The organism is Micromonospora sp. BQ11 (assembly GCF_052068135.1).
In the GTDB taxonomy this organism is placed as follows: domain Bacteria; phylum Actinomycetota; class Actinomycetes; order Mycobacteriales; family Micromonosporaceae; genus Micromonospora.
In genome coordinates this window covers 452,604-478,554 of the sequence record NZ_JBQHDB010000002.1, presented here as the reverse complement: position 1 = coordinate 478,554, position 25,951 = coordinate 452,604, and the positions used below count along the sequence as shown (strand labels likewise).

Below are 25,951 nucleotides of genomic sequence, written 5' to 3'. Positions count from 1 at the left end.
GAGGGTACGGCCCCGCCGCAACGAGCCGTGCCTGAGGTGCGCGGACGTGCCGGTCGCTACTGCCCGGCGGTCCCCGCCGACGCCGGGTCCCCGGTCGGCGGGGCGTCGGACCCCGTGCCCGCCGCGGTCATGGCCGCCGCCGCGGCCACCGCCGGGGAGCCGGACGCGGCCCGGTTCGCCGCCGGCCGGTCCAGCACCCGGCGCAGCACGCCCGTCACCGCCTCGTTCACCTCGTCGGGGCGCTCCATCATCAGCATGTGCCCGGCGCCCGGGCAGACCGTCAGCTCGGTCGCCGGCAGCGCGGCGGCGATCGACTCGGCGCACGGCGGCGGGGTCAGCCGGTCCCGGTCGCCCACCAGCGCCGCCGCCGGCAGGTGGGCCAGCCGGGCCAGGGTCTCCAGCCGGTGCTGGGTCCCGATCGAGGCCCGGAATCCGCCGATCGAGCGGAGCGACGCGCGGGCCACCGCGGAGGTGACCAGACGGATGTCGGTCGGGTCGCAGCGGTCGCCGAAGAGCATCCACCGGATGCTCGGGCGCAGCGCCCGCAGCAGCGGCCGGGGCGGACGCCACGCGCCGCACCGGGCCAGGACCCCGGCGCCGGTGGTCTCGGCCAGCCGGATCAACCGCGCGATCCGGGGCGACAGGCCGTAGACGGTGTGCGTGTGGCCCTCGGCGGTCGTGGACACGAAGACCAGCCCGGCCGTACGGGTGGCGAAGTGTTCGGGGTGGCGGTGGGCGTACTCCATGATCGTCATGCCGCCCATCGAGTGCCCCACCAGCACCACCGGCCCGTCGGCGGCCACCGCGTCGAGCACCGCGGCCAGGTCGTCCCCGAGCTGGGCCACCGTCGCCGTGGGCAGTGCCATGCAGCTGGACCGGCCGTGGCCACGCGCGTCGTACGTGACCACCCGCACCGCACCGGCGAACTGCTCCCGCAGCCGCGCGAGCTGCCGGTGCCACGCCCGCCCGTCCAGCGTCCAGCCGTGCAGCAGGACGGCGGTGACCTCGGCGTCCGCCGGTCCGGTCACCTCGACGTGCAGGCGGACGCCGTCCGGAAGGCGTACCTCGCGGATCTCCGGCATCGTCACCTCCCCCCAGGCCGAGCGAAATCGAACACCGGGGATACCCGGCGGTAACACCGGCTACCCGTCATGACACCACGCCAACCGTGCCGGTGAGAAGATTCGCAACCCGGCCCGTCGACGGGGCGGCACCGGTCACGCTGAGAGGCATGCGTACGCCGCGGGCCGCGCTGGCCGACCTCCTGGCCGGAAACCGCCGGTTCGTCAGCGGGCAGCCCATCCACGGGCACGACGTGACCGCCGCCGCGGCGTCCGCCTCCGGCGACCAGGAGCCGTACGCCGTCCTGCTCGGCTGCATCGACAGCCGGGTGCCGCTGGAGGCGATCTTCGACCAGACCTTCGGCTCGATCTGCGTCATCCGCACCGGCGGGCACGTGCTGGACCGGGCCGTCCGGGGTTCGATCGAGTACGTGGTGGGCCAGCTCGAGGTACCGCTGGTGATGGTGCTCGGCCACGAGCGCTGCGGCGCGGTCGCCGCGACGGTCGACGCGCTGCGCGGCGGCCCACGGCCCGGCGGTGACCTGGCCTACCTGGTCGACGAGATCAGCCCGGCGGTCGTCGAGGTGGGCCCCGACGACCCGGAGGTCCACCCGGTGGCGATCCGGCGGCACGTGCTGCGGACCGTGGCCGCGCTGCGCGCCGACGACCTGCTGGCCGGGCCGGTCGCGGCCGGCCGGGTCGACGTCGTCGGCGCCCTGTACGACCTGACCACCGGCGAGGTGACCCTCCTGCGGTGAAGGTGAAAGGAAGGGGAAGATGAAAGGAAGGGCCCCCGCTTAACGCCTGGGGTAGAGGAAGGGTCCCCTCTTAACGCGAGGGTGGCGGCAACGCGAGGGTGGCGGCAACGCGAGCATGGCGGCAACGCGAGCATGGCGGCAACGCGAGGGTGGCGGCAACGCGAGGGTGGCGGCAACGCGAGCATGGCGGCAACGCGAGCATGGCGGCAACGCGAGCATGGCGGCAACGCGAGCATGGCGGCGCGGGCGCGGACGCAAAACGCCCGCCGGGACGGGTCCCGGCGGGCGTTTCGGATGTCGCGTGGGGGAGGGTTCAGCCCTCGAAGACGCCGGCCTCGACGAGACGCTTCTCGGTGGCGTCCCAGCCGTCACCCGGGTGGGTGGCGTTGAGGGCGTTGATCTCGGCCCGGATCTTGGCGGCGTGACCGGCCGCGGCCAGCACCCGGATCTCCTCGACGAAGGCCTCGGAGTCGGTGCGCAGGTGCGCGGTCTTGCCGTTGGTCAGGTTCCGCACGTAGGCGTGCTTGCCGCCGTTGAGCGGAATCACGTACTTGAACTCGCCCAGCACGCTGAGGGCGCCACCCTGGCCAGCCTGGCCGGCCCGGACTGACGCGCGCGCGGTCTTAGAGGTGTTGCTCGCCACGGAGGTACTCCTTGCAGACGTACGGGAGGACGCGGAACGTCCGGGGGCTGTGCGGACGGCACCGGTAGGTGAGCCCGCGGAAGATGTGCGCGGCACAGGCCGCCGATGGAACTGTACACGACCTCGATGCCTGGCTGGTCATCGCGTCGTGGGGGGTCAACGGCGGTCACCCGTCCGGCTATTCCGGTGGCGAATTTTCCGATTCCCTGGCGCACCATCCGTCACAGCAGTCATCATGTGTTCCAGAACCGCTCGGGCGAACGAGGTCGTAGGGGAAGACGCACCTCGCTCTCCGGGAGGTCACCGTGCCAACGCGTGGCGTCGTATACGTCCACTCGACCCCGCTCGCCGTGTGCTCGCACGTCGAGTGGGCGATCGCGCGCGTCCTTGCCGCGCCGGTCAACCTCGAGTGGACGGCTCAACCCGTCGATCCCGGCGCCCGCCGGGCCGAGTGCGGGTGGACCGGCCGTCCGGGAACGGGCGCCGAGCTGGCTGCTGCCCTCCGGCAGTGGCCCATGATCCGTTTCGAGGTGACCGAGGAGCCGAGCCCGGGCGCCGACGGTGAGCGCTTCATGTACGTCCCCGGTCGTGGCCTGTTCCGCGCCACCGTGGGCGCGGCCGGCGACATCCAGCTCGGCGAGGACCGGCTGCGCAGCATCATGGCGACCGCGCGCGCCCCGGAGGCCCTGGCGCACGCCCTGGACAAGGCGCTCGGCACGGCCTGGGACGCGGAGCTGGAGCCCTACCGGTACGCCGGCGACGGTGCCCCGGTGACCCTGCTCACCCGGGTCGGTTGACCTCCATTCGGGGCGTCTCGTGGCGGGTCGTGGGCGGCGGTCGTCCCGCCCGGCCGCGTAGGGTCGGGTTGCCCCGATTAGCGTCGAACTGGTGGGATGACTCGCGTGTCGATTTCTCCGCGACGGGCCGGCGTCATGCTCGGCGCCCTGACCGCGCTCCTGGCCTCCGGCTGTTCCGGTCCGGCGGACCGTCCCGGTCCGACCCCGTCGACCGCCACCACCACGGCCGCCGCGCCGACACCCGCGGCGAGCGTCCCGGCCGGTGACCCGGGCGCCCGCGCCGCCGCGCTGGTCGCGACCCTCGCCGACGAGGACCTGGTCGGCCAGGTGCTGATGCCGTACGCCTACGGCGACGCCGCCACCACGGTCTCGCCCGGCTCCGCCGCCGGCAACCAGAAGCTGGCCGGTGTCGACACGCCGGCCGAGATGATCGCCAAGTACCGGCTGGGTGGCCTGATCCTGGTCGGCTTCAGCGCCGACGACCCGACCAAGGGCAACCAGGAGACGACCAACGTCGACAACCCGGAGCAGGTCCGCGCCCTGACCACCGGGCTGCGCGCGGCGGCCGGGAAGCTGCCCGCCGGTGCGGCGCCCTTCCTCGTCGGCACCGACCAGGAGCACGGGGTGGTCACCCGGATCACCGACGGCGTCACGCTGCTGCCCAGCGCCCTCGCCGCCGGCGCCGCCGGCCGGCCGGAGTTGACCGAGGCCGCCTGGCGCGCCGCCGGCACCGAGCTGGCCGCGATGGGGATCAACCTCGACTTCGCCCCGGTCGCCGACGTGCTGGCCACCCGGAGCACGGTGATCGGCTCCCGGTCGTACGGTGCCGACCCGAAGCGGTCCGCCGCGCAGGTCGCCGGCGCGGTCCGGGGCCTCCAGGCCGCCGGCGTCGCGGCCACCGTCAAGCACTTCCCGGGACACGGGCACAGCGCCGCCGACTCCCACAAGGACCTGCCGGTGCTCGGGCAGCCGCGCGCGGTGCTGGAGCGCGGGGCGTGGCCGCCGTTCACCGCTGGCATCGACGCGGGTGCCATGGCGGTGATGTCCGCCCACCTCGACGCCCGCTCGGTCGACCCGGGCACGGCGGCCACCTTCTCCCGCAAGCTCCTCACCGACGTGCTCCGGGGACAGCTCGGCTTCACCGGCGTGGTGATCACCGACGGCATGAACATGCCGCCGGCCAAGCGCTGGTCGCCCGGCGAGGCGGCGGTCCGCGCCCTGACCGCCGGCAACGACCTGATCCTCATGCCACCGCACGTCGGCCAGGCGTACGACGGGCTGCTCGCCGCCCTTCGCGACGGCTCGCTGCCGCGACCCCGCCTGGTCGAGGCGGCGACCAGGGTGCTGACCATGAAGTTCCGCCTGGCGGGCGGCCCCACCCCGGAGCTGTCGACCCTCAACGCGCCGGCCCACCGGAAGGCGGCCGGGGACCTGGCCGCCGCCGCGGTGACCGTACTGCGGGGCGTCTGCGGCACGGCGGTCCCGGGGCCGGTGACCGTCACGTCGTCCGGTGGCCGGGACCACACCCGCAAGGCGCTGAGCGAGGCGCTCGCCGCGGCAGGGGTCCGGGTGGTGCCGAGTGGCGGCACCGTGGTCCACTTGGTCGGGTACGGGGACAAGGCCGCCGACCTGCGCGCCGACGCCGCCGTGACGGTGGCCATGGACACCCCGTACGTGCTGGCGGAGGCGAAGTCGCCGACGCTGCTGGCCACGTACTCGTCCAGCCGGGCCTCGATGACCGGCCTCGCCGGGGTGCTGGCCGGCAAGCTCCGCCCCACCGGCCGGTCCCCGGTAGCGGTGACCGGCCTGCCCGCCACGACCTGCCGGCTCTAGACCGCCACCCCGTCGGGAGGTCAGCGCGCGGCGCGCAGCGCCGCGACGAGCCACTCCACCGCCGGGACGGTGGACGGGAACGGGGGCTGCCGGTTGAGCACCCCGACGAGCTGCCAGTACCGCTCCACCCGTCGGTCGGTGAAGGTCGCGATCCGGTCGGCGAGGGCCCGGCGTTCCACGGGGGACAGGGCCGGGTCGACCATGTCGTCCAGTACCGCGCGGGCCTCCGCCGAGTCGGGGGCGACCCCGGCGGCCAGTGCGGCGCGCGCCGGCTCCACCGATGGCAGCGGTTCCGGTGGCACGTCGGCCGACCCCGCCACGGCCATCTCGCGTACGCGCCGGCGGAAGTCGGGGTCGCCGACCAGGGCGGCCAGTTCCAGCCAGGCGTCCACCTCCTCGTCGGTGGGATCGTCGGGCAGGTCGGTGGGGAGCGTCCGCATGGCCTGTGCCAGGCCGGCGTGGGCGTCCACCCCGTCGAACACCTCCGCGACGAAGTCGTCGACGATCTGCTGCCGCTCGCGGGCGGAGAGGCGGGCCAGGTCGTTCACGATTCTCAACTCCTCGGTCGTGCCGCTACGTCGGGCGACCGACCGCAGCACCGCCCGGCGCAGCCGGAGGGTTCGGATCTCCGCGTCCAGGGCGCGCACGTGCGCCCGCGCCACGTCACCCACGGTGCTCTGCCGGTCCAGGATCCGGCGGACGTCGTCCAGCCCGACGCCCAGCTCACGCAGGCTCCGGACCAGTTCCAGGCGGGCGACCGCACCGGCGTCGTAGAGCCGGTAGCCGCCGCCGGAGCGGGTGGTGGGTGGCAGCAGGTCCAGGTCGGACCAGAAGCGGATGGTCCGGACCGTCAGGCCGGTCCGGCGGGCGAGCTGCCCGATGGTGAACAGGTCGGTACGGTCGTCCACGCCGTTCAGCCTGCACCCTCCAGCGGCTGGAGGGTCAAACCTGCCGCCGTACGGTCAGGCGGCGGGGCGCATCCCGGACATCGCCAGCCGGTACGCGGGCAGCACGTCGGTCCGCTCCGCCAGCAGGCCCTCACCGGTGGCGAGGACCAGCGTGCGGTCGCCGGCCCGAAGCGCCAGCGCCCAGTTGCGGTCGTCCTCCTCCAGCAGCTTGCTGGTCTCCACCCAGGTCCCCTCGACGGCGTCGACCCCGTTGGCCTTCACCTCGCGGAACTGCCGGTCGGTCACGGTGTCCTCGGTCCCGGCGACGAACGCCTCCAACGCCGCCCGGGGCTCGGCAGCCGGCGCGTCGACGATCCACACGCGCAGGAAGCCCCCGCCGGCGCGGCGCCCGTCCACCTCGCACGTCGCCGTCGTACCGCCGCGGCGGGCGAGTGCCTCGAAGACCTCGGCGGCTACCTCGTCGTCCGGCGCCTCGATCGGCTTGGGCTTCCAGCTCTTCGGCACCGGGAAGGTGACCGGCAGCGGGCAGGGCGTGCCGGCCCCGCCGGCCTCTCCGGCGCCCTCGGCGGCGGTGATCTCGTCGTACCAGGGCTCGCCGGTGGCGGCCGGCGTCGGCGTCGCCGCCGCGCCCGATGCGCCACCGTCACCACAACCGGCGAGCAGCGTGCAGACGAGCGCGGCCGTCAGGGCGGCGCGGGTACGACGTGCCATGGTGTGTCACTCCCCGTTGTGGATCTACAGCCGGTACAGCAAACCGGCCGGGGAGGTCACCGTCAAGTGGCGTTAAGAAGGGCCCCCTCCTCTGCACGAGGCGTTAAGAGGGGGCCCTTCCTTACACCGCTACAGCGGGATGTTGCCGTGGGCGCCGCGGGCGGCCGGTGCGGCGGCGAGGGCCTGGGCGATCCGGCGCCGGGTCTCCGCCGGCTTGATCACGTCGTCCACCACGCCGATCTCCAGCGCCCGGTTGACCCCGCCGGCCACCCGGATCTGCTCCTCGATGAGGTGCGCCCGCAGCGTCTCGCGCTCCTCCGCCGGTGCGGCGGCGAGCTTCTTGCGGTGCAGGATGTTCACCGCTGCGCTGGCACCCATCACCGCGACCTCCGCGTTCGGCCAGGCGAACACGGCGGTCGCGCCCAGGGAGCGCGAGTTCATCGCGATGTACGCGCCGCCGTACGCCTTGCGGGTCACCAGCGTCACCCGCGGCACCACCGCCTCGGCGAAGGCGTGCAGCAGCTTCGCGCCGCGCCGGACCACACCGTCCCACTCCTGGCCCAGGCCGGGCAGGTAGCCGGGCACGTCGACCAGCACGATCAGCGGAACGCCGAGCGAGTCGCACATCCGCACGAACCGGGCGGCCTTCTCGGCGCTGGACGCGTCGAGACAGCCGCCGAGGCGCAGCGGGTTGTTGGCGATGACGCCGACGGTCCGACCGGCGAACCGGCCCAGCGTGGTGACGACGTTCGGCGCCCACTTGGCGTGCAGTTCCACGCCGGGGGCGTCGAGCAGGGCCTTGACCACCGGCTTCACGTCGTACGCCCGGTTGGTCTCGGCCGGCATCTTCGCAACCAGGTCGTGGTTCTCGTCGCCCACCGGCACGTCGTCCGGGGAGAGCCGGCCCTGGTGACCGAGCAGCGCGGCGAGCTTGCGCGCCTCGACCATCGCCGCCTCGTCGTCCTTGCACGTCACGTGCACCACGCCGGAGCGCCGTCCGTGCGGCTCGGGGCCGCCCAGGCGCTCCATGTCGACCTGCTCGCCGGTGACGCTGCGGACGACCTCGGGGCCGGTGACGAAGATCCGGCCGGCCCCGCTCATGATCACGATGTCGGTCAGCGCCGGCCCGTACGCGGCGCCGCCGGCCGCCGGGCCGAGCACCACGGAGATCTGCGGCACCCGGCCGGAGGCCCGGACCATCGCGGCGAAGACCTGACCGACCGCGTCGAGCGCGACCACGCCCTCGGCCAGCCGGGCCCCGCCGGAGTGCCAGAGACCCAGCACCGGCACCCGCTCCCGGACGGCGGTGTCGATCGCGTCGACGATGTGCCGGCACCCCTCGGTGCCCATCGCGCCGCCCATCTTCGTCGCGTCGGTGACGTACGCGATCGCGGGCGTGCCCTCGATCTCGCCCCGCGCCCACATCACCCCGGACGTGTCCCGGGGAGCGAGCAGGCGCAGCGAGCCGGCGTCGAACAGGGCCCGGAGCCGCAGCTCCGGATCTCGGTGGTCGACGGTGGATGTCTCCGCGCCGACGGCGGTGGTGGTCACGAGCGCCTCCAAGGCAGTGGTCTCAGGCCCGCGTGAAGACGAGAGCCACGTTGTGGCCGCCGAAGCCGAACGAGTTGTTCAGTGCGGCGGGGATGTCCATGTGGCGCGCCTTGTTGGCGGCCACCTCCAGGTCGAGGCCGTCGTCCGGGTCGTCGAGGTTGATCGTCGGCGGCACCACGCCGTCGCGGATCGCCAGGATGGTGGCGATCGACTCCAGCGCGCCGGCCGCGCCGAGCAGGTGCCCGGACATCGACTTCGTGGCGGTCAGCACCGGGTGGTCGCCGAGCGCCTGGTGCAGCGCCTTGATCTCCGCGATGTCGCCGACCGGGGTCGACGTGGCGTGCGCGTTGACGTGGACGATGTCGGACTTCGCCACGTCCGCGTCGGCGATGGCCCGGGCGATGGCCCGGATCGCGCCGGCGCCCTCCGGGTGCGGCTGGACGATGTCGTAGCCGTCGGAGGTGAGGCCGGCACCGGCCAGCCGGGCGTACACCCGGGCACCGCGCGCGGCGGCGTGCTCGGCCCGCTCCAGCACCAGGATGCCGGCGCCCTCGCCCAGCACGAAGCCGTCGCGGCCCTTGTCCCAGGGACGGGAGGCCCGCTCCGGATCGTCGTTGCGGGTCGACATGGCCCGCATCGACGAGAAGCCGGCGATCGGCAGTGCGTGGATGACCGCCTCGGTGCCACCGGCCACGACCACGTCGGCCCGGCCGGCGCGGATCATGTCCATGCCGAGCGCGATGGCCTCCGCGCCGGTCGCGCAGGCACTGGCCACCGAGTGGACGCCCGCCTGGGCGCCCAGTTCCAGCCCGACCCAGGCGGCGGGACCGTTGGGCATGAGCATCGGAATGGTGTGCGGCGAGACCCGCCGCGGCCCGGACGCCTCCAGGATGTCGTCCTGGGCCAGCAGGGTCAGAGCCCCGCCGATGCCCGAGCCGACGCTGACTCCGAGCCGCTCCGGGTCCAGTCCGGAGTCGGCCAGGCCGGCGTCCGCCCAGGCCTGCTGTGCGGCGATGATCGCGATCGCCTCGGAACGGTCCAGCCGGCGCAGCTTCACCCGGTCCAGCAGGCCGGCCGGATCGACCGCGAGCTGGGCGGCGATCCGGACCGGCAGCTGTTCGGCCCACTCCTGGGTGAGCGCACTCACCCCGGAGCGGCCGTTGAGCATGGCGTCCCAGGTCGACGCGACGTCCCCGCCCAGCGGGGTGGTCGCGCCGAGCCCGGTGACGACGACGTCGGTGCGAGCCATGGTCAGGACTGCGCCGCGATGTAGCTGACGGCGTCCCCGACGGTCTTCAGGTTCTGGACCTCGTTGTCGGGGATCTTGACGCCGAACTTCTCCTCGGCGGCCACCACGACCTCGACCATGGAGAGCGAGTCGACGTCCAGGTCGTCGGTGAAGGACTTCCCCTCGGCCACGTCGTCCGGGTTCACCCCGGCAACCTCTTCGAGGATCTCGGCGAGGCCGGCGGTGATCTCGTCACGGGTCATTACGGTTGGTTCCTCTCATCGGGGTTGTTCTTCCGCCGGATGGCGGTGCGGCACGGTGGGAACCGTGCCGGGTTCAGGGACAGCGGACGACCTGACCGGCGTAGGTCAGGCCGCCGCCGAAGCCGAAGAGCAGCACCGGGGCGCCCGAGGGCACCTCCCGCCGCTCGACCAGCTTGGACAGGGCCAGCGGCACGCTCGCCGCGGAGGTGTTGCCGGACTCGACGATGTCCTTGGCGATGATCGCGTCCGGGATGCCGAGCCGCTTGGCGATGCCGTCGATGATGCGGGCGTTGGCTTGGTGCGGCACGAACGCGGCCAGCTCGGACGGCGCCACGCCGGCCCGCTCGCAGGCCTGCAGGGCCAGCGGGGCGAGCGCGGTGGTGGCCCAGCGGAAGACCGCCTGGCCCTCCTGCTGGATGTACGGGCGCCAACCCTCGATGCGGACCGCGTCACCCTTCTCGGGCACCGAGCCCCACACCACCGGGCCGACGCCGGCCGGCTCGCCGTCGCCGGTCGCGGTGACGACCGCGGCGCCCGCGCCGTCGCCGAAGATGATGCACGTCGAGCGGTCGGTCCAGTCGACGAACTCGGAGAGCTTCTCCGCGCCGATGACCAGGGCGTTGCGCGCCGCGCCGGCCCGGATCGCATGGTCGACGGTGCCCAGTGCGTACGCGAAGCCGGAGCACGCGGTGTTGACGTCGAACGCGGCCGGCGCGGTGATGCCGAGCTTCGCGGCGACCCGGCAGGCCACGTTCGGGCTGCGGTCCACCGACGTGCAGGTGGCCACCACGACGAGGTCGATGTCGGCGGCGGACAGGCCGGAGTTCGCCAGCGCCTTGCCGGCGGCGGCCGCCGCCATGTCGGCCACCGTCTCGCCGTCGGCGATCCGGCGGGTGGCGATGCCCACCCGGTCGCGGATCCACTCGTCGTTGGTCTCCACCAACTGGGCGAGCTCGTCGTTGGTCACCACCCGGGAGGGCTGGTAGTGCCCCAGGGAGACGATCCGGCTGCCGGTCATCGGCGCTGTCCTTCCGTGTGCGACCGCGAGACGCGCGGTCCGGTCGTCGGGGTCACACCTGACCGCCGATGCGGGCGAGCGGCTGGCCCGGCGCGACCGGGTCGTCGTGGTGGGCGAGCCACTCGGTGAGCAGCCCGCTGTCGTGCGCGGTCACCTCGACCGGCCCCTGCCGGGTGGCGACGTGCCCGATCACCTGGCCGGTACGCAGGTCGGCGCCCTCGGCGAGGTCGGCGGCGGGCTCGAAGGTGCCGGCGGCGGGGGAGACGACCACCCGGAACTGGATCACCGGCTCGTGGCCGCGCAGGCCGTTGTGCCGGGCGATCAGGTCACGGGCGGCGGGCAGGTCGTCCGGGGTGTTGAGGGTGACGATCTCCGGGACCCCGGTGCTCTTCAGCTCCCGCTTGACCAGGCCGGCGAGCGTGCCCGCCGGGGGCAGCTCGATCACCCCGGTCACGCCGAGGTCGGCCAGCGTCTTCATGCACAGGTCCCAGCGGACCGGTGCGGTGACCTGACGGACCAGCCGCTGCACCATCTCCCGGCCGTGGTTGACCGCCGACCCGTCCAGGTTCGACAGCAGGATGCGGGTGGGGTCGGTCGGGGTGATCCCGGCGGCCACCCCGGCCAGGGCCGCCTCGGCCGGAGCCATATACGGGGTGTGGAACGCGCCGGCCACCTTCAGCCGGGTGATCCGCGCCCGGGCCGGCGGCTCGGCGGCGAGCTTGTCGAGCCCGTCGAGGGTGCCGGCGGCGACGATCTGGCCGGCGCCGTTGCGGTTGGCCGGGTACAGCCCGTGCGTCTCGATCGCGGCGAGCACCTCGTCCGGCTCGCCGCCGAGCACGGCGGCCATCCCGGTCGGCTCCAGCGCGCAGGCGGCGGCCATCTCCCGGCCGCGTACGCCGGCCAGGGTGATCGCCGCCTCGGCCGGCAGGACCCCGGCGAGCGCCGCCGCACCCAGCTCGCCGACGCTGTGGCCGGCGGTGAGCGGTACGTCGTACATCGGCAGGTGTTCGGCGGCGAGCAGCGCCGCCGCGACCAGCAGCGGCTGGGTGCGGGCGGTGTCCTTGATCTCGTCGGCGTCGGCGACCGTGCCGAGGTGCACCAGGTCGACCCCGGCGAGCGCGGACCACCAGCGCAGGCGGGCCTCGGCGCCGGGAAGGTCGAGCCAGGGTGTCAGGAAGCCGGGTTTCTGGGAACCCTGGCCGGGGGAGAGTACGGCGAGCACGTCTATGACTCTCCCGGATACCTGTGGGTAGCGCTGTGCGGCCCTCGACCAAACCGCACTAGAACCTTTGTGGGAATCCTACAAAGATCGGTGTGAGTCGTCACCTGTCTGTGATGTTTTCCTGACCGGTGGGGGCATTGTCTGGGTTGGGACCACCGGGACCACCGGGTCGAGCCGGCCGACGGTCAGCGCCACCTGGAGGGCGTACGCGTCCCGCGCGGCGAGCGGAGAGAACCCGGTCACCTCGGCGATCCGGCGCAACCGGTACCGCACCGTGTTGGGGTGCACGAACAGCGCCCGTGCCGCGCTCTCCAGGGTGCCCCCGGCGGCGAAGAAGGCGTCCAGCGTCTCCAGCAGTTCGCCGCCGGCGCGGACCAGCGTCGCGTACACGTCATGGCGCAGGCGGCGGCGGGCCTCCGCGTCACCGGCCAGCGCCCGCTCGGGGAGCAGGTCGGCGGCGGGCACCGGTCGGGGCGCGGTCGGCCACGCGGGCGCGGCGCGGAATCCGGCGAGGGCCGCCCGCGCCGACTCGGTCGCCTCGTCGAGGCTGGGTACGGCCGGACCCACCACCACCGGGCCGTCACCGAACGCCGCCAGCAGCTTCCCGGTCGCCGCGACCGGGTCGGCGGCGCCGCCGAGCACGACCACCAGGCGGTCCCCGTGCACCCCGCCGATCACCTCGGCGCCGATCCGCCGGGCCAGCCGGTAGACGGTGTGCAGCACGGCGGAGACCTCCCCGCCCGGTGAGCGGCCGACCGCCACCGCGACCGGGGGATCGTCCGCCCAGCCCAGGGCCGCGGCCCGGCTGGCCAGCACGTCGGCGGAGTCGCCGCGCAGCAGCGCGTCCACCAGCAGCGCCTGCAACCGCGCGTCCCACGAACTGCGGGACTCGGCGGCGCGGGCGTACACCCGGGCGGCGGCGAACGCGATCTCGCGGGAGAACCGCAGCACCGCCTCGCGCAGGGCCAGTTCCTCGCCGGGCGCGGCCAGCCGTGGGACCTGCTCCTCGACGACGTCGATGGTGACCTTGATCAGCGCGACGGTCTGCTGGAGGGTGATCGACCGGGCGAGAGCCTGCGGTGCGGTCGCGAAGACCTCGTCCGAGACCTCCTGGGTGCTGTCGGCCGTTCCGCCGCCGGAGCGCAGCCACTGCACCAGCGAGCGGGCACCCGCCTGCGCGACCAGCATGACCCAGGCACGCTGGTCGGCCGGGAGCGACCGGAACCAGGGCAACGTCTCGTCCATCCGGGCGACGCTGGCGGTGGCCAGTGCCCCCGCCGCCCGCTCGATCCGGCGCAGCGTGGCCGACAGCTCGGTACCGCCCGGCGCGCTCACCGCCACAGCCTGACATGGCCTGACCTGCATCTGCATCCCGGACCCCGCCGGGGATGCGCCGATCGAGGTACGCCGCCCGCCTGCCACAATGATCACTCGTGACGGACGCAGACCTGACCTCCCTGGCCCGCGAGATCGACGCCACCTGCCGGCTGACCGGCACGTTCACGCTCCGGTCGGGGCGGGTGGCCGGCGAGTACTTCGACAAGTACCGCTTCGAGGCCGATCCCCGCCTGCTGGACCGGGTCGCCGCACGGATGGCGACCCTCGTCCCGCCGGGCACCGAGGTGCTGGCCGGGCTGGAGATGGGCGGGATCCCGGTGGTCACCGCGCTGGGCCGGCACACCGGCCTGCCCTGCGCCTTCGTCCGCAAGACCGCCAAGGCGTACGGGACGGCGCGGCTCGCCGAGGGCGCCGAGGTGGCGGGCCGACAGGTGCTGGTGGTGGAGGACGTCGTCACCTCCGGCGGACAGGTCGTCATCTCCACCGGTCAACTGCGGGAGCTGGGTGCCCGGATCGACCACGCGCTCTGCGTCATCGACCGGTCCGAGGGCGGCACCGAGGCCCTGGCTGCCCACGACATCCGGCTGACCGCGCTGCTCACCCGCGCGGACCTCGACGCCCAGCGGGAATGAACGGTCCGGGCCCGCGGTGGGCGTCCGACCGTTGCGGACCTGGGTAGCGCTGCACAGCTCGTCGGTCCCGGCCAGTACGGTGGCAGGGCACGTCGGACCGACCCCGGCGGGCACGGCGAGCGTGAGGAGAGCGGGGATGGCGCACGGGGAGGCCGAGCACGGCTGCGCCCAGGGCGAGTCCTGCCGGCCGGGCCACCACGACCAGCCGGCCGGTGCCAAGCACCAGCGGCGGCTGGCCGGTGGGCACCCGGCCGATCCGGCCGCGGGCCGCCTTCCGGAGCGCACGGACGACGACTGCTGCCCGGTGCCCCGGCCCCGGGCGGGCGAGCCGACCGTGCCCGTCGAACCCGCCTTCGACGCCCCCCCGAGCTGCATCAGCGAGCTGTCCGGCTGGGCGGGCGCGCACCGTCACGGTCCGGTCCGGCCCCGTCACCGGGCCGCGCGCCGGGATCGGCCGCCACGCCGCTGGTGCTGAAACGCGGGGGCCGTCCAACGGGCTAGCGTGACCGTCGTGAAGGCGATCGCCATCGACGAGTACGGCCCGGCGGCCCTGCTCACCCTGCGGGAGCTGCCCAATCCGCCGGTCGGCCCGGACACGGTGCTGGTACGGGTTCGCGCCGCCGGCGTCAACCCGGTCGACTGGAAGGTCCGCGAGGGCCACCTCGCGGGTGCCTTCCCGTCCCACTTCCCGCTGGTGCCCGGATGGGACGTGGCCGGTGAGGTGGTCGCGGCCGGGCCGGCGGTCATGAACTTCGCCGTCGGCGACGAGGTCGTCGGCTACTGCCGGCGCGACCACATCCAGCACGGCACGTACGCCGAGTTCGTGCCCGCGCCGGAGCGCACGCTGGCGGACAAGCCGGTCCAGGCGTCCTGGGCGGAGGCGGCCGGTCTGCCGCTGGCCGGGCTCACCGCGTACCAGGCGCTGCAGCTGGCCCGGACCGGCGGGGGTGACACCGTGCTGGTGCACGGCGCGTCCGGCGGCGTCGGCCACCTCGCCGTGCAGATCGCCCGGGCACTCGGAGCGGACCGGGTGATCGGCACCGCGAGCCCGCCGCACCACGACTTCGTCCGCTCGCTGGGCGCCGAGCCCGTCCCGTACGGGGAGGGCCTGGCGCGCCGGGTCCGGGCGCTCGCGCCGGACGGGGTGGACGTGGCGTTGGACCTGTTCGGGGGAGAGGCTCTCGCCGCGTCGGTGGAACTGCTCGCCCGGCCGGCCCGACTGATCTCCACCGCCGACCCGGAGCACGTCGCGCGACTCGGCGGCAGTTACCTGTTCGTCAAGCCCTCCACGGCGGACCTCACCGTCCTCGCCGGACTGGTCGACGCGGGCCGGCTCACCGTGCACGTGGAGCGCACGTTTCCCCTGGCGCAGGCCGCGGACGCGCACCGCCTGGTCGAGGCGGGACACGTCCGCGGCAAGGTCGTGCTGGAGGTCTGAGCCGTCAGCGGGTGCGCCGGCGGATCAGCAGGGCGATCCCGGCCAACCCGAAGGTGATCGTGAGCATCACGGCCACGTTGAGCAGCAGCAGGCGTTGCAGCTCGCCGAGCGCCTCGTCGATGCCCTTGGCCGGGTTCAGCGAATCCTCGGGGATGACCCGTTCACCGCCGCCGACGCCACCGCTGACCGTGTCGAACTGCCGCTCCAGCGGAACACCCGCCGTACGCAGCGTCTCGGACATGGTCAGCCGGCCCAGGAACCATCCGGCGCTGGTCCTGCGGGCGTCCGGTTGCTTCGCCGGCCGGTAGACCCGGGGGCCGCCGACGGCCTGCGGATAGAGGTCGTACGTCTGTTTCGGCTTGTCCCCGGACAGCACGACCACCGTGTACTTCGGACCGAGCTCGGCCGCCTTCGGGCCGGTGGCCCGGCCGGTGCGGCCGAGGAAGTTCACCTGGTCGATGACCGCGGCCACGTGTGCCGCGTGGGTGTCGGCGCGCAGCCGCAGCGGTGCGTCCAGCCCCGCACCCGTGATGTCCACGCCCGCGGGCGCCGGCTTCGGTGCCGCCTTCACCGGGTCGGCCAGAGCCAGCGAGAACAGACCCGCCGCAAGACCACCTGCCAGTACGGCTGCCAGCCGCCTCATCCGTCGGACCATCGCCGCCTCCTCGCCCCGTTCGATGGATGGCTTCGCTGCAGGTCACGCGTTGGTCGGCCGACGGTGGTGACCGGACCAGCAGGTCGGGTGTTCACCACAAAGACTCCGCGGAACGTCGATCGGTTGCAGCTCATGGAACAGTTATTGGAACTATCTGCGATCCGGGCCCGACTAATGAGCAGCAGCCGTTGATCAGCGGGCGGATCGTACCTTTACGGAGGGGTTCATGGGGGGCAGGGTCCCACGTGTGGCTCGTACCTGGCCAGTCGTACTCGGCGTGGCGCTCGGTGTGTCGTTGCTGGTGCCGGCGTCGCCGGCAGCCGCACACAACTCGCTGACCGGCAGCGACCCGCGCGACGGCGCCCGGCTGGCGTCGGCGCCGGCCCGGATCGAACTTCGGTTCCTCGCCTCGCTCGATCCGGCGTCGACGAAGGTCACGGTAACCGGTCCGGACAACGTGTCCGCGGTCGGTGGTGACGCCCGCTTCGCGGGCAGCCGGGTGACGGTCCCCTTCCGGCCCGGGAAGGCCGGCCTGTACATCGTCGGCTACCAGGTGGCGTCCAGCGACGGTCACCCCGTCACCGGCGAGGTCCGCTTCACCCTCACCACCGGTACGCCCGCCGAGTCCGCCACCCCGGGCGGCGCACCGTCGCCCACCGGCGCTGCTCCAGGTGTCCCGTCGTCGGCCGCGCCGTCACCGACCGCACCGTCACCGGCCGCGCCGTCGCCGACCGGACCGTCGCCGACCGTCAGCGTCCCGCCGACCGCGAGCCCGACGGCGGCCGTGCCGGCGGCCCGGGAGAGCGGATCGGACGGCCGGGGCTGGCTCTGGGTCCTCGGCGGCGCACTCGTGCTCGCCGCACTCGCCGGCGCGCTGGTCCTCCGCCGCCGCCAGTCCCCCCACCCCTGACCCACACCCCCCCGGGCTCCCGCGATCTTGCACTTACTGTCGCCGCAATGCGGACAGTTCACGACCAAAGCGCGACCGAAAGTGCAAGATCGCGGAGCCGAGGGGCGGCGGGGACGGGGGACGGGCGGGGTGGGGTCAGGTCAGGCGGAGGCGGGCGGCGCGGAGGCGGGTCAGGGTGCGTTCGCGGCCCAGCACCTCCAGCGACTCGAACAGGGGCAGGCCGACCGTGCGGCCGGTCACCGCGACCCGTACCGGGGCCTGCGCCTTGCCGAGCTTGAGCCCGCGCTCCGCGCCGACCGCCTCCAGCGTCGACTTCAGCGACTCGGCGTTCCACGACTCCAGTGCCTCGTACGCGGTGATCGCCGCGTCGAGCAGGTCGGCCGCGCCCTCCTTCATCGCCTTCGTCCAGGCCGCCTCGTCGATCAGCGGGCTCGCGACGAAGAGGAAGTCGACGTTCGGCACGATCTCGCTGAGCACCGCGATCCGGGTCTGGGCCAGCGGGGCGACCGCCGCGAAGGCGTCCGCGTCGAACTCCTCAGGCTGCCACGGCGGCGGCGGGATCGTGTCGGTGCCGGTCAGCCAGGGCCGGCAGGCGTCGACGAACTCCGCCACCGGCAGCGCCCGGATGTACTCGCCGTTGAACGCGCGCAGCTTCTTCTCGTCGAAGAACGCGGGGGAGGGGTTGACCTCGTCCAGCCGGAACTCGTCCTCGATCACCGACCAGGGCACGATCTCCCGGTCGTTCGACGGCGCCCAGCCGAGCAGCATCAGGTAGTTGCGCATCGCGTCGGCGAGGTAGCCCTCGTCCCGGTACGCCTCCAGCGCGACCTTGTCCCGCCGCTTCGAGAGCTTCTGCCGCTTCTCGTTGACGACGACGGGCACGTGCGCCCAGACCGGCGGCTTCACCCCGAGGGCGTCCCAGAGCAGCTGCTGCTTCGGCGTGTTGGGCAGGTGCTCCTCGGCCCGGATCACGTGGGTGATGCCCATGGTCATGTCGTCGACCACGTTGGCCAGCAGGAACACCGCGGAGCCGTCACCGCGGGCGATGACGAAGTCCTCGATCAGCTTGTTCTCGAAGGTCGGCTCGCCGCGGATCAGGTCGACCACCACGGTCTCGCCCTCGTCCGGCGTACGGAAGCGCAGCGCCCGGCCCTCGCCGGCCTCCAGGCCCCGGTCCCGGCAGAAGCCGTCGTAGCCCTGGTACTGCGAGCCGGTGCGGGCCTGGACGGCCTCCCGGGTGCAGTCGCAGTAGTACGCCCGGCCGCCCTCGTGCAGGCGCTGCGCGGCGGCGCGGTGCTCGGCGGCGTACGACGACTGGAAGTGGGGCCCCTCGTAGCTGTCCCGCGCGATGCCGATCCACTCCAGCGCCGACAGGATGCCCTCGGTCCATTCCGGCTTGTTGCGGGCCGCGTCGGTGTCCTCGATGCGGAGCACGAACACCCCGCCCTGCTGCTTGGCGTAGATCCAGTTCTGCAGCGCCGAGCGGGCGCCGCCGACGTGGAACATACCGGTCGGGGAGGGGGCGAAGCGTACACGTACCGTCACGTCCCCCAGCCTACGGCCGCCCGCCACCGAGTAAGGAAGGGCCCCTTGTTATCGCGTGGCGTTGTAAAAGGGCCCCTTCCTAACACGTCAACCGGCGCGGACGGTCGTCACGGAACCGAGCGGATCTTCAGCACCAGGACGCTGCCCAGCACCGTGACCGCCGCCGTCACCGCGTAGAGCACGGGATAGCCGCCCAGATGGACCACGATCGGCGCCGAGATCGCCGGGCCGAGCACCTGCGGCGCGGAATTCGCGATGTTGATCACGCCGAGGTCCTTGGCCCGGTCGGCGGCGCGGGGCAGCACCTGCGTGATCAGCGCGGCGTCCACCGACAGGTAGACGCCGTACCCGGCGCCGAGCAGCAGCGCCGCCACCACCGCGACCGGCCAGACCGGCGCGGCCGCGAGCAGCAGCGCCGCCACCGCCATGATCCCGCCGGCGGTGATCACGAAGACCTTCCGCCGCCCGGAGCGGTCGGACAGCCGTCCGGCCACCACGGCCGTCGCCGCCAGGCCGGTGGTGTAGAGCAGGATCAGCACCAGCAGCCCGCCCTCCGGGTCGGCGACCCGCACCTCGTCGGTGAGGAAGTAGAGCAGGTAGAGGGTGCCGAGGGCGTTGCCGAGCTGCACCAGGAACCGGGTGATCCACGCCCAGCCGAAGTCCGGGTACCGGCGCGGCGACACCCACATCGAGGCGACCAGGCCGCGCAGCGGTGGCCGGTGTGCCCGGGGCAGCGGGTCGTCGGCGGTGCGCAGGGTGAAGGGCAGGGCGAGCAGCAGCACCGCCACCGCGATCGCGACGTACCCGGCGGCGTTGCCGGTCACCACGGCGGTGACCAGCACCACCCCCAGCACCAGGCCGAGGGCCTGCGGGATGCCCACCCAGCCGGAGACCCCGCCGCGCTGGGCCACCGGTACCCGGTCCGGCACGGCGGCGGTCAGGCTGGCCAGCATCGCGTTGAAGCAGACCTGCGCGGCGACCCAGCCCAGCGCCACGCCGGCGACCGTCCGCTGCTGCGACAGCAGGACCAGGGCCAGCGCCCCGAGCACCGCGCCGCCGGCGGTCCACACGTGCCGCCGGCCGAACTCGTGGCCGGCCACCCGCAGGCAGGTGCGGTCGGACAGCGCTCCGGCGAGCGGGTTGGCCAGGACGGCGGCGAGCGCACCGAGGCCGGTGACCACCGCGAGCATGGTCTCCTTGTCGTCCGGCGCGATTACGCCCAACTGCTGGGGCAGCAGCACCTGGATCGGTGTGAAGAACGCCATCCAGACACCGAGGTTGGCGGTGACGAGCAGGGCGACCCAGCGCCGCGAGACGGCCACGGTGGGTTCGGCGAGGGCCGCCGGCAGCGACGCCGGCGTCGGGTCGACGGTGGTCACCGTGCGCGGATCAGGTCGCGGAGCCAGGCGTACGACGACTTGGGCGTACGGACCTGCGTGTCGAAGTCGACGTGCACCAGCCCGAACCGCTTGGTGAAGCCCTCGGCCCACTCCCAGTTGTCCAGCAGCGACCAGACGAAGTACCCGGTCACGTCCACCCCGTCGTCGAGGGCGGCCCGTACCGCGCGCAGGTGTCCGTCGAGGTACGCGATGCGCTCCGGGTCGTGCACCCGCCCGTCGGCGTCCGGCGCGTCGTCGTACGCGCAGCCGCTCTCGGTGACCTGGATCGGCGGCAGGTCGGCGCCGTACGTGCGGTGCAGCCAGCCGAGCAGTTCGCGCAGGCCCTCGGGGACCACCGGCCAGTCGAAGGCGGTACGCGGGTAGCCCTCCAGCGGCACGATCTCGAACGGCAGGGGCGAACCCTCCTCGGGTGCGCGTACGCCGGTGGGGTTGTAGTAGTTGACACCCAGGACGTCCAGCGGCGCGGCGATGGTCGCCAGGTCCCCGTCGCGCACGACGGCGGTGTCGAGCCCGGCCCCGTCGGGGTAGCCCCGGCCCAGCAGCGGGTCGGTGAAGAGCCGGTTGTGCAGCGCGTCGTACGCGGCTCCGGCGGCGCGATCGGCGTCGGTGTCGCCGAGCACGCGCACCGGCGAGTAGTTGTTGGCGATGGCGACGGGGCTCGCGGTGCGGGCGCGCAGCGCGGCGACGGCGAGGCCGTGCCCGAGCAGTTGGTGGTGCGCGACCGGGAAGGCGTCGAAGAGCAGCATCTTCCCGGGTGCGTGCACGCCCATGCCGTGCCCGAGGCTCAGGTGGACGAACGGCTCGTTGAGGGTGATCCAGAGCTTCACCCGGTCGCCGAGCCGGGCGGCGACCGCGTCGGCGTACTCGGCGAAGCGGTGGGCGGTGTCCCGGTTCAGCCAGCCGCCGGCGTCCTCCAGCGGCTGCGGCAGGTCCCAGTGGAACAGGGTGGCCACCGGCTCGATGTCGTGGGCCAGGAGGTCGTCCACCAGCCGGTCGTAGAAGTCCAGCCCGGCGGGGTTGACCGCGCCCGCGCCGGTCGGCACGACCCGGGGCCACGCGATGGAGAAGCGGTACGCCGAGACGCCCAGCCCGGCCATCAGCGCCACGTCCTCGGCGTACCGGTGGTAGTGGTCGCACGCCACGTCGCCGGTGCTGCCGTCGGCGACCCTCCCGGGCGAGTGGGCGAAGGTGTCCCAGATGGACGGCCCCCGTCCGTCCTCTGTGGCGGCTCCCTCGATCTGGTACGCGGAGGTCGACACACCCCAGCGGAACCCGGCGGGGAAGCGGGGCAGCGGTCCGGTCGGCATGGGCCCTCCCGTCGTACGTGAGACGTGCTCGGGACTCTAGGGCCCGCTCCCGCCGAACGCCATAGGCCCTGAGGTGCCGCCAGCGCAATGCGTTTCGGCGTGTCTTTTCCGAACCCGTCCAACTAAGTCCGATTTGACGCATAGAGTGCCGATATCGTGGGATGTCCTCACCGGAGGAAAGACGGAAATGATCCTCGTGGAACGCAGTGCGCACGTGATGGCGCCGGTGGAAGTGGTCTGGGATGTCGTGCAGCGGGCCGAGCAGCTGCCGGCCTGGCTGGCAGGGGTCCGCGCGGCCGAGGTGCTCTCGGGTGAGGGCTTCGGTCGGCGGCAACTGGTCCAGGCCGGACGCGGCGCGGCGCACGAGGCCGAGGTGATCGCCTACCAGGAGCCGACCCTGATCGGCTGGCGGGAACGCGCCAAGGGCGCCGGTGCCCGGGCGGAGGCGCGCACCGAGATCTACGTCCAGCTCACCGCCGACGAGGAGGAGGAGGGCGGGACGATCGTGCGGCTCATCGTCGTACGCTGGCCGGCCGGGCCGGTCAAGGCCGCACTGCTCCGGCTCGGTCTACGTCGGGTCGGCGCCGACCTGGAGGACTCGCTCGCCCGGCTGACCGACCTGGCCGCCGTCGGCTGACCGGATCCGTCCTGGCGTCACCCGCGCGACGGCGGCGGCCCGGATGTCCCCGCCAGAGGCATTCCGGGTCGCCGCCGGCCCGCGTGCGCACGATCGCGCTCGATCCATGACGCCGGGGCATCCGAGGAGCGGGGAGGCCACGACGTCGCGGACCGACGCTTCATCGACAAGGGCCCGGCGCGGTGACACCGCGCCGGGCCCTGCTGTCGTGCGTACGCCTAGCTGTCGCCGCCGGTCTCGCCGACCGGGGCCGCGTTGACGTCGTCGATCGCGTACTTCTTGGCCGCCTCGGCCGGCACGTTCGCCGGTACCGTCCCGCGGAGGGCGAGCTGCCGCAGCGTCGCGACCACCACCGACTCGGCGTCGACGTGGAAGTGCCGGCGCAGCGCGTGCCGGGTGTCGGACATGCCGAAGCCGTCCGTGCCGAGCGAGGTGTAGTCGCCGGGCACCCAACGGGCGATCAGGTCCGGTACCGCGCGCATCCAGTCGCTGACCGCGACCTTCGGCCCGTCGGCGTCGGCCAGCTTCTGCTGGATGTACGGCACCCGCTGCTCCTTGCCCGGGTTGAGGAGGTTGTGCTCCTCGCACTCCACCGCGTCCCGCCGCAGCTCCGTCCAGGAGGTCACCGACCAGACGTCGGCGGCCACCCCCCAGTCCTGGGCGAGCAGTTGCTGCGCCTTGAGCGCCCACTGCATGCCGGTGCCGGAGGCCAGGAGGTTGGCCTTCGGCGCGTCCCCCTCGACCTGCGGCGCGGGGGAGTAGCGGTAGATGCCCTTGAGCAGCCCCTCCACGTCCACGTCGGACGGCTCCGCCGGCTGGTGGATGGGCTCGTTGTAGACGGTGAGGTAGTAGAAGACGTTTTCCTGCCCCTCGCCGTACATCCGGTGCAGGCCGTTCTCCATGATGTGCGCGAGCTCGAACGCGAACGCCGCGTCGTAGGCGACCACCGCCGGGTTGGTGGCGGCCAGCAGCAGGGAGTGCCCGTCCTCGTGCTGGAGCCCCTCGCCGTTGAGGGTGGTCCGGCCGGCGGTGGCGCCGAGCACGAAACCGCGGGTCATCTGGTCGGCCGCCGCCCAGAAGCCGTCGCCGGTGCGCTGGAACCCGAACATCGAGTAGAAGATGTACATCGGGATCATCGGCTCGTCGTGGGTGGCGTACGAGGTGCCCGCGGCGGTGAACGAGGCGACCGAGCCGGCCTCGTTGATCCCCTCGTGCAGGATCTGACCGGTCGTGGACTCCTTGTACGACAGGAACAGTTCCCGGTCGACCGAGGTGTACCGCTGGCCGTGCGGCGAGTAGATCTTGGCGGTCGGGAAGATCGAGTCCAGGCCGAAGGTGCGCGCCTCGTCCGGGATGATCGGCACCCAGCGCTTGCCGAACTCCTTGTCCTTCATCACGTCCTTGAGCAGGCGGACGAAGGCCATCGTGGTGGCCACCTTCTGCTTGCCCGAGCCACGCTTGACGTCGGCGAAGCGCTCCGGGCCGGGGATGGCCAGCCGCTTGGTGCTGGTCCGCCGGGACGGCAGGTAGCCGCCGAGCTGCTGACGCCGCTCCTTGAGGTACGCGATCTCGTCGGACTTCTCGCCCGGGGTGAAGTACGGCGGCAGGTAGGGGTTGTCCTCCAGCGCCTTGTCCGGGATGTCCAGGAAGAGCCGGTCGCGGAAGGTCTTCAGGTCCTCCAGCGTCAGCTTCTTCATCTGGTGGGTGGCGTTGCGGCCCTCGAAGTGCGAGCCGAGCGTCCAGCCCTTGATCGTCTTGGCCAGGATGACCGTCGGCTGGCCGGTGTGCTCCGTCGCCGCCTTGTAGGCCGCGTAGAGCTTGCGGTAGTCGTGGCCACCCCGCTTGAGGTTCCAGATCTCGTCGTCGGAGAGGTGCTCGACCATCTTGCGGGTCCGCGGGTCGCGGCCGAAGAAGTGCTCCCGGACGTACGCCCCGGACTCCGCCTTGTAGGTCTGGTAGTCGCCGTCGGGCGTGGTGTTCATCAGGTTCACCAGCGCGCCGTCGGTGTCCGCGGCGAGCAGCGGGTCCCACTCCCGGCCCCAGACCACCTTGATGACGTTCCAGCCGGCGCCCCGGAAGAAGGCCTCCAACTCCTGCATGACCTTGCCGTTGCCCCGCACCGGCCCGTCCAGCCGCTGGAGGTTGCAGTTGATCACGAAGGTGAGGTTGTCCAGCTCCTCGCGGGCGGCAACCCCGATCGCGCCGAGCGTCTCCGGCTCGTCCATCTCGCCGTCGCCGAGGAACGCCCAGACGTGCTGGTCGGAGGTGTCCTTGATGCCCCGGTGGTGCAGGTACCGGTTGAACCGGGCCTGGTAGATGGCGTTCAGGCCACCGAGACCCATGGAGACGGTGGGGAACTCCCAGAAGTCCGGCATCAGCCGCGGGTGCGGGTACGACGGCAACCCGCCGCCCGGGTGCGACAGCTCCTGCCGGAACCCGTCGAGCTGGTGCTCGCTCAGCCGCCCCTCCAGGTACGCGCGCGCGTACATGCCGGGGGAGGCGTGCCCCTGGTAGTAGATGTGGTCGCCGCCGCCCGGGTGGCTCTTGCCCCGGAAGAAGTGGTTGAAGCCCACCTCGTAGAGCGAGGCGGAGCTGGCGAAGGTGGAGATGTGCCCGCCGACGCCGATCTCCGGGCGCTGCGCCCGGTGCACCAGCATCGCCGCGTTCCACCGGACGTACGCCCGGATCCGCCGCTCGACGTGCTCGTCACCCGGGAACCACGGCTCGCGTTCCGGCGCGATGGTGTTGATGTAGTCGGTGGTGGTCAGGGACGGTACCCCGACCTGGCGCTCACGGGCCCGCTCCAGCAGGCGCAGCATGACGTACCGGGCGCGCTTGGTCCCGCGCTCGTCGATGACACCGTCGAGCGACTCGACCCATTCGCTGGTCTCTTCAGGGTCGATGTCCGGAAGCTGGCTCGGCAGACCAGCGGTGATCACCGGGCGCTTGCGTTCCGTAGCCACAGGCGTTCCCTCAGTTTGTGTGTGGGATAGGTCTCTAGCGCCATCCTGCCCCCTCGCGGCACCCGGCGTCACGTCTCCCTCCCCCAGACGCGACGCTCAACACAGGTACCCGTCGGTAACTTTCTGCTGGTCGGAGGTTCATCCGCCGGTGACCGTCCGCCGGGCGGTCTTGCGGGCTCTCCTTACCGTGCGGGTATGAACGGACGACAGGTGAGCATGGGCGTACTGCTGGCACTGGGTGGGTTGGCACTGGTGGTCATCGCGGGCGGGGCGGTCCTCGGCGCGGACGACCTCGCGGCCCTGCCGGTCCTCGTCCTCGGCGGCGGGCTGGTCCTCATGGGCATGCTCCTGGCGCGAGCCGGGGCCCGCGCTTCCGCACCCCGGTCGGTGATGCGCGCACGTCACACCGGCACCCTCGGTTACATCCCCGGGCCGACCGGCGACCACGGCGCCTCGTACGGCGGCTTGCACGACGACGGCCGGGACGACCGGCACCACGACGACGACCGGCACCACGGCGGCACCGGTGACCCGGGCGGCTGGTCGTCCGGCGGGGACTCCGGGGGCGGCTGGTCCTTCGGCGGGGGCGATTCCGGCGGCGGCTGGTCCTCGGGTGGTGGGGGCGGCGACTCCGGTGGGGGCGGCGGCAGCTCGTGACGCGGGCCGATCGTCACGGCGGAGCCCCCTCGGCTCCGGCAGAATGCGGCCTATGCGTACCGAGGTGATCACGGTTCAGACCGGTTCCCGGCCCACCGTCCGCGACATCACGGCCGAGGCCGAGCGTTTCGTCTCCGGCGAGGGCGACGGGCTGCTGCACGTCTTCGTCCCGCACGCCACCGCCGGCCTGGCGATCATCGAGACCGGATCCGGCTCGGACGACGACCTGCTGACCGCGCTCGACGCCCTGCTGCCCACCGACGACCGCTGGCGGCACCGGCACGGGTCCCCCGGCCACGGTCGCGACCACGTGCTCCCGGCGTTCGTGCCCCCGTACGCGACCCTGCCGGTGGTCGACGGGCGGCTCGCGCTCGGCACCTGGCAGTCGGTGTGCCTGGTCGACCCGAACGGCGACAACCCCACCCGCCAGGTCCGCTTCTCGTTCCTCCCGGGATGACCCCGCCGCGGTGAAAGGA

General features: G+C 73.2%; 25 protein-coding genes. 10 read left to right on the top strand and 15 right to left on the bottom strand.

Going from position 1 to position 25,951, the window contains the following annotated elements:
- Nucleotides 1-56 precede the first annotated feature (56 nt).
- The gene (locus tag ACTMSW_RS06210; protein ID WP_441179469.1) at nucleotides 57-1,082 is read right to left on the bottom strand and encodes an alpha/beta fold hydrolase; all 1,026 of its coding nucleotides are present in this window, start codon (nucleotides 1,080-1,082) and stop codon (nucleotides 57-59) included.
- A 149-nt stretch (nucleotides 1,083-1,231) separates the two neighbouring features.
- On the opposite strand from ACTMSW_RS06210, the gene ACTMSW_RS06205 reads away from it, so the two are divergent.
- The gene (locus ACTMSW_RS06205; protein WP_441179468.1) at nucleotides 1,232-1,819 is read left to right on the top strand and encodes a carbonic anhydrase; all 588 of its coding nucleotides are present in this window, start codon (nucleotides 1,232-1,234) and stop codon (nucleotides 1,817-1,819) included.
- 313 nt (nucleotides 1,820-2,132) lie between these two features.
- On the opposite strand, the gene ACTMSW_RS06200 is transcribed toward ACTMSW_RS06205, so the two are convergent.
- Nucleotides 2,133-2,462: a hypothetical protein gene (locus tag ACTMSW_RS06200; protein ID WP_357034143.1), complete on the bottom strand. Its 330-nt coding sequence runs from the start codon at nucleotides 2,460-2,462 to the stop codon at nucleotides 2,133-2,135.
- Nucleotides 2,463-2,767: 305 nt separating this feature from the next.
- On the opposite strand from ACTMSW_RS06200, the gene ACTMSW_RS06195 reads away from it, so the two are divergent.
- Both ACTMSW_RS06195 and ACTMSW_RS06190 read left to right on the top strand, forming a co-directional pair.
- Nucleotides 2,768-3,259, top strand: coding sequence for a DUF3145 domain-containing protein (locus tag ACTMSW_RS06195; RefSeq protein WP_396712592.1), 492 nt, complete (start codon nucleotides 2,768-2,770; stop codon nucleotides 3,257-3,259).
- Nucleotides 3,260-3,355: 96 nt separating this feature from the next.
- Nucleotides 3,356-5,092: a glycoside hydrolase family 3 protein gene (locus ACTMSW_RS06190; protein ID WP_441179467.1), complete on the top strand. Its 1,737-nt coding sequence runs from the start codon at nucleotides 3,356-3,358 to the stop codon at nucleotides 5,090-5,092.
- A 20-nt stretch (nucleotides 5,093-5,112) separates the two neighbouring features.
- Here ACTMSW_RS06190 and ACTMSW_RS06185 read toward each other — a convergent pair whose 3' ends face one another.
- The 8 genes from ACTMSW_RS06185 to ACTMSW_RS06150 all read right to left on the bottom strand — a co-directional run bounded on the left by ACTMSW_RS06185 (nucleotide 5,113) and on the right by ACTMSW_RS06150 (nucleotide 13,439).
- Nucleotides 5,113-6,000, bottom strand: coding sequence for a helix-turn-helix domain-containing protein (locus tag ACTMSW_RS06185; RefSeq protein WP_441179466.1), 888 nt, complete (start codon nucleotides 5,998-6,000; stop codon nucleotides 5,113-5,115).
- Nucleotides 6,001-6,054: 54 nt separating this feature from the next.
- Nucleotides 6,055-6,711, bottom strand: a complete 657-nt coding sequence (locus ACTMSW_RS06180; protein WP_441179465.1) for a lipoprotein — start codon at nucleotides 6,709-6,711, stop codon at nucleotides 6,055-6,057.
- A 129-nt stretch (nucleotides 6,712-6,840) separates the two neighbouring features.
- Nucleotides 6,841-8,262 carry an acyl-CoA carboxylase subunit beta gene (locus ACTMSW_RS06175; protein ID WP_441179464.1) on the bottom strand — a complete coding sequence of 474 codons (1,422 nt, stop codon included), beginning with the start codon at nucleotides 8,260-8,262 and terminating at the stop codon, nucleotides 6,841-6,843.
- Between the two features lie 22 nt (nucleotides 8,263-8,284).
- Nucleotides 8,285-9,511, bottom strand: a complete 1,227-nt coding sequence (gene fabF, locus ACTMSW_RS06170) for a beta-ketoacyl-ACP synthase II (RefSeq protein WP_441179463.1) — start codon at nucleotides 9,509-9,511, stop codon at nucleotides 8,285-8,287.
- A gap of 2 nt (nucleotides 9,512-9,513) precedes the next feature.
- Nucleotides 9,514-9,753, bottom strand: a complete 240-nt coding sequence (locus tag ACTMSW_RS06165) for an acyl carrier protein (protein ID WP_088972559.1) — start codon at nucleotides 9,751-9,753, stop codon at nucleotides 9,514-9,516.
- Between the two features lie 73 nt (nucleotides 9,754-9,826).
- On the bottom strand, nucleotides 9,827-10,771 hold the full coding sequence (locus tag ACTMSW_RS06160) for a beta-ketoacyl-ACP synthase III (RefSeq protein ID WP_441179462.1): 945 nt from the start codon (nucleotides 10,769-10,771) through the stop codon (nucleotides 9,827-9,829).
- Nucleotides 10,772-10,823: 52 nt separating this feature from the next.
- Complete coding sequence (locus ACTMSW_RS06155) at nucleotides 10,824-11,993, bottom strand: acyltransferase domain-containing protein (RefSeq protein WP_441179461.1); 1,170 nt, start codon at nucleotides 11,991-11,993, stop codon at nucleotides 10,824-10,826.
- Between the two features lie 78 nt (nucleotides 11,994-12,071).
- Complete coding sequence (locus tag ACTMSW_RS06150; protein WP_441179679.1) at nucleotides 12,072-13,439, bottom strand: PucR family transcriptional regulator; 1,368 nt, start codon at nucleotides 13,437-13,439, stop codon at nucleotides 12,072-12,074.
- Between ACTMSW_RS06150 and ACTMSW_RS06145 the strand changes: the two genes are divergently transcribed.
- The 3 genes from ACTMSW_RS06145 to ACTMSW_RS06135 all read left to right on the top strand — a co-directional run bounded on the left by ACTMSW_RS06145 (nucleotide 13,427) and on the right by ACTMSW_RS06135 (nucleotide 15,401).
- Nucleotides 13,427-13,963, top strand: coding sequence for an orotate phosphoribosyltransferase (locus ACTMSW_RS06145; RefSeq protein ID WP_441179460.1), 537 nt, complete (start codon nucleotides 13,427-13,429; stop codon nucleotides 13,961-13,963). The two genes, ACTMSW_RS06150 and ACTMSW_RS06145, sit on opposite strands and share 13 nt — an antisense overlap.
- A 136-nt stretch (nucleotides 13,964-14,099) precedes the next feature.
- Complete coding sequence (locus ACTMSW_RS06140) at nucleotides 14,100-14,438, top strand: hypothetical protein (RefSeq protein WP_441179459.1); 339 nt, start codon at nucleotides 14,100-14,102, stop codon at nucleotides 14,436-14,438.
- A gap of 36 nt (nucleotides 14,439-14,474) precedes the next feature.
- Nucleotides 14,475-15,401, top strand: a complete 927-nt coding sequence (locus tag ACTMSW_RS06135; protein WP_441179458.1) for an NADP-dependent oxidoreductase — start codon at nucleotides 14,475-14,477, stop codon at nucleotides 15,399-15,401.
- A 4-nt stretch (nucleotides 15,402-15,405) separates the two neighbouring features.
- On the opposite strand, the gene ACTMSW_RS06130 is transcribed toward ACTMSW_RS06135, so the two are convergent.
- The gene (locus ACTMSW_RS06130) at nucleotides 15,406-16,056 is read right to left on the bottom strand and encodes a hypothetical protein (RefSeq protein WP_441179457.1); all 651 of its coding nucleotides are present in this window, start codon (nucleotides 16,054-16,056) and stop codon (nucleotides 15,406-15,408) included.
- 247 nt (nucleotides 16,057-16,303) lie between these two features.
- On the opposite strand from ACTMSW_RS06130, the gene ACTMSW_RS06125 reads away from it, so the two are divergent.
- Nucleotides 16,304-16,966 (top strand): copper resistance protein CopC, encoded by a 663-nt coding sequence (locus ACTMSW_RS06125; protein ID WP_441179456.1) that lies wholly within the window; start codon nucleotides 16,304-16,306, stop codon nucleotides 16,964-16,966.
- 135 nt (nucleotides 16,967-17,101) lie between these two features.
- On the opposite strand, the gene gltX is transcribed toward ACTMSW_RS06125, so the two are convergent.
- The 3 genes from gltX to ACTMSW_RS06110 form a co-directional block, all read right to left on the bottom strand.
- Nucleotides 17,102-18,511: a glutamate--tRNA ligase gene (gltX, locus tag ACTMSW_RS06120; protein WP_441179455.1), complete on the bottom strand. Its 1,410-nt coding sequence runs from the start codon at nucleotides 18,509-18,511 to the stop codon at nucleotides 17,102-17,104.
- A 107-nt stretch (nucleotides 18,512-18,618) separates the two neighbouring features.
- A complete protein-coding gene (locus tag ACTMSW_RS06115) occupies nucleotides 18,619-19,890 on the bottom strand; it encodes an MFS transporter (protein ID WP_441179454.1) in 1,272 nt (423 codons plus the stop codon).
- The gene (locus ACTMSW_RS06110) at nucleotides 19,887-21,218 is read right to left on the bottom strand and encodes a GH1 family beta-glucosidase (protein WP_441179453.1); all 1,332 of its coding nucleotides are present in this window, start codon (nucleotides 21,216-21,218) and stop codon (nucleotides 19,887-19,889) included. Before ACTMSW_RS06110 ends, ACTMSW_RS06115 begins: the two co-directional genes overlap by 4 nt.
- A 187-nt stretch (nucleotides 21,219-21,405) precedes the next feature.
- Here ACTMSW_RS06110 and ACTMSW_RS06105 point away from each other — a divergent pair, with 187 nt between their 5' ends.
- Nucleotides 21,406-21,855, top strand: a complete 450-nt coding sequence (locus ACTMSW_RS06105) for an SRPBCC family protein (protein WP_441179452.1) — start codon at nucleotides 21,406-21,408, stop codon at nucleotides 21,853-21,855.
- Nucleotides 21,856-22,073: 218 nt separating this feature from the next.
- On the opposite strand, the gene aceE is transcribed toward ACTMSW_RS06105, so the two are convergent.
- Nucleotides 22,074-24,818, bottom strand: a complete 2,745-nt coding sequence (gene aceE, locus ACTMSW_RS06100; RefSeq protein WP_441179451.1) for a pyruvate dehydrogenase (acetyl-transferring), homodimeric type — start codon at nucleotides 24,816-24,818, stop codon at nucleotides 22,074-22,076.
- A gap of 195 nt (nucleotides 24,819-25,013) precedes the next feature.
- On the opposite strand from aceE, the gene ACTMSW_RS06095 reads away from it, so the two are divergent.
- Nucleotides 25,014-25,475 (top strand): hypothetical protein, encoded by a 462-nt coding sequence (locus ACTMSW_RS06095; protein WP_441179450.1) that lies wholly within the window; start codon nucleotides 25,014-25,016, stop codon nucleotides 25,473-25,475.
- A gap of 52 nt (nucleotides 25,476-25,527) precedes the next feature.
- Nucleotides 25,528-25,932 (top strand): YjbQ family protein, encoded by a 405-nt coding sequence (locus tag ACTMSW_RS06090; protein ID WP_441179449.1) that lies wholly within the window; start codon nucleotides 25,528-25,530, stop codon nucleotides 25,930-25,932.
- Nucleotides 25,933-25,951: the final 19 nt, after the last annotated feature.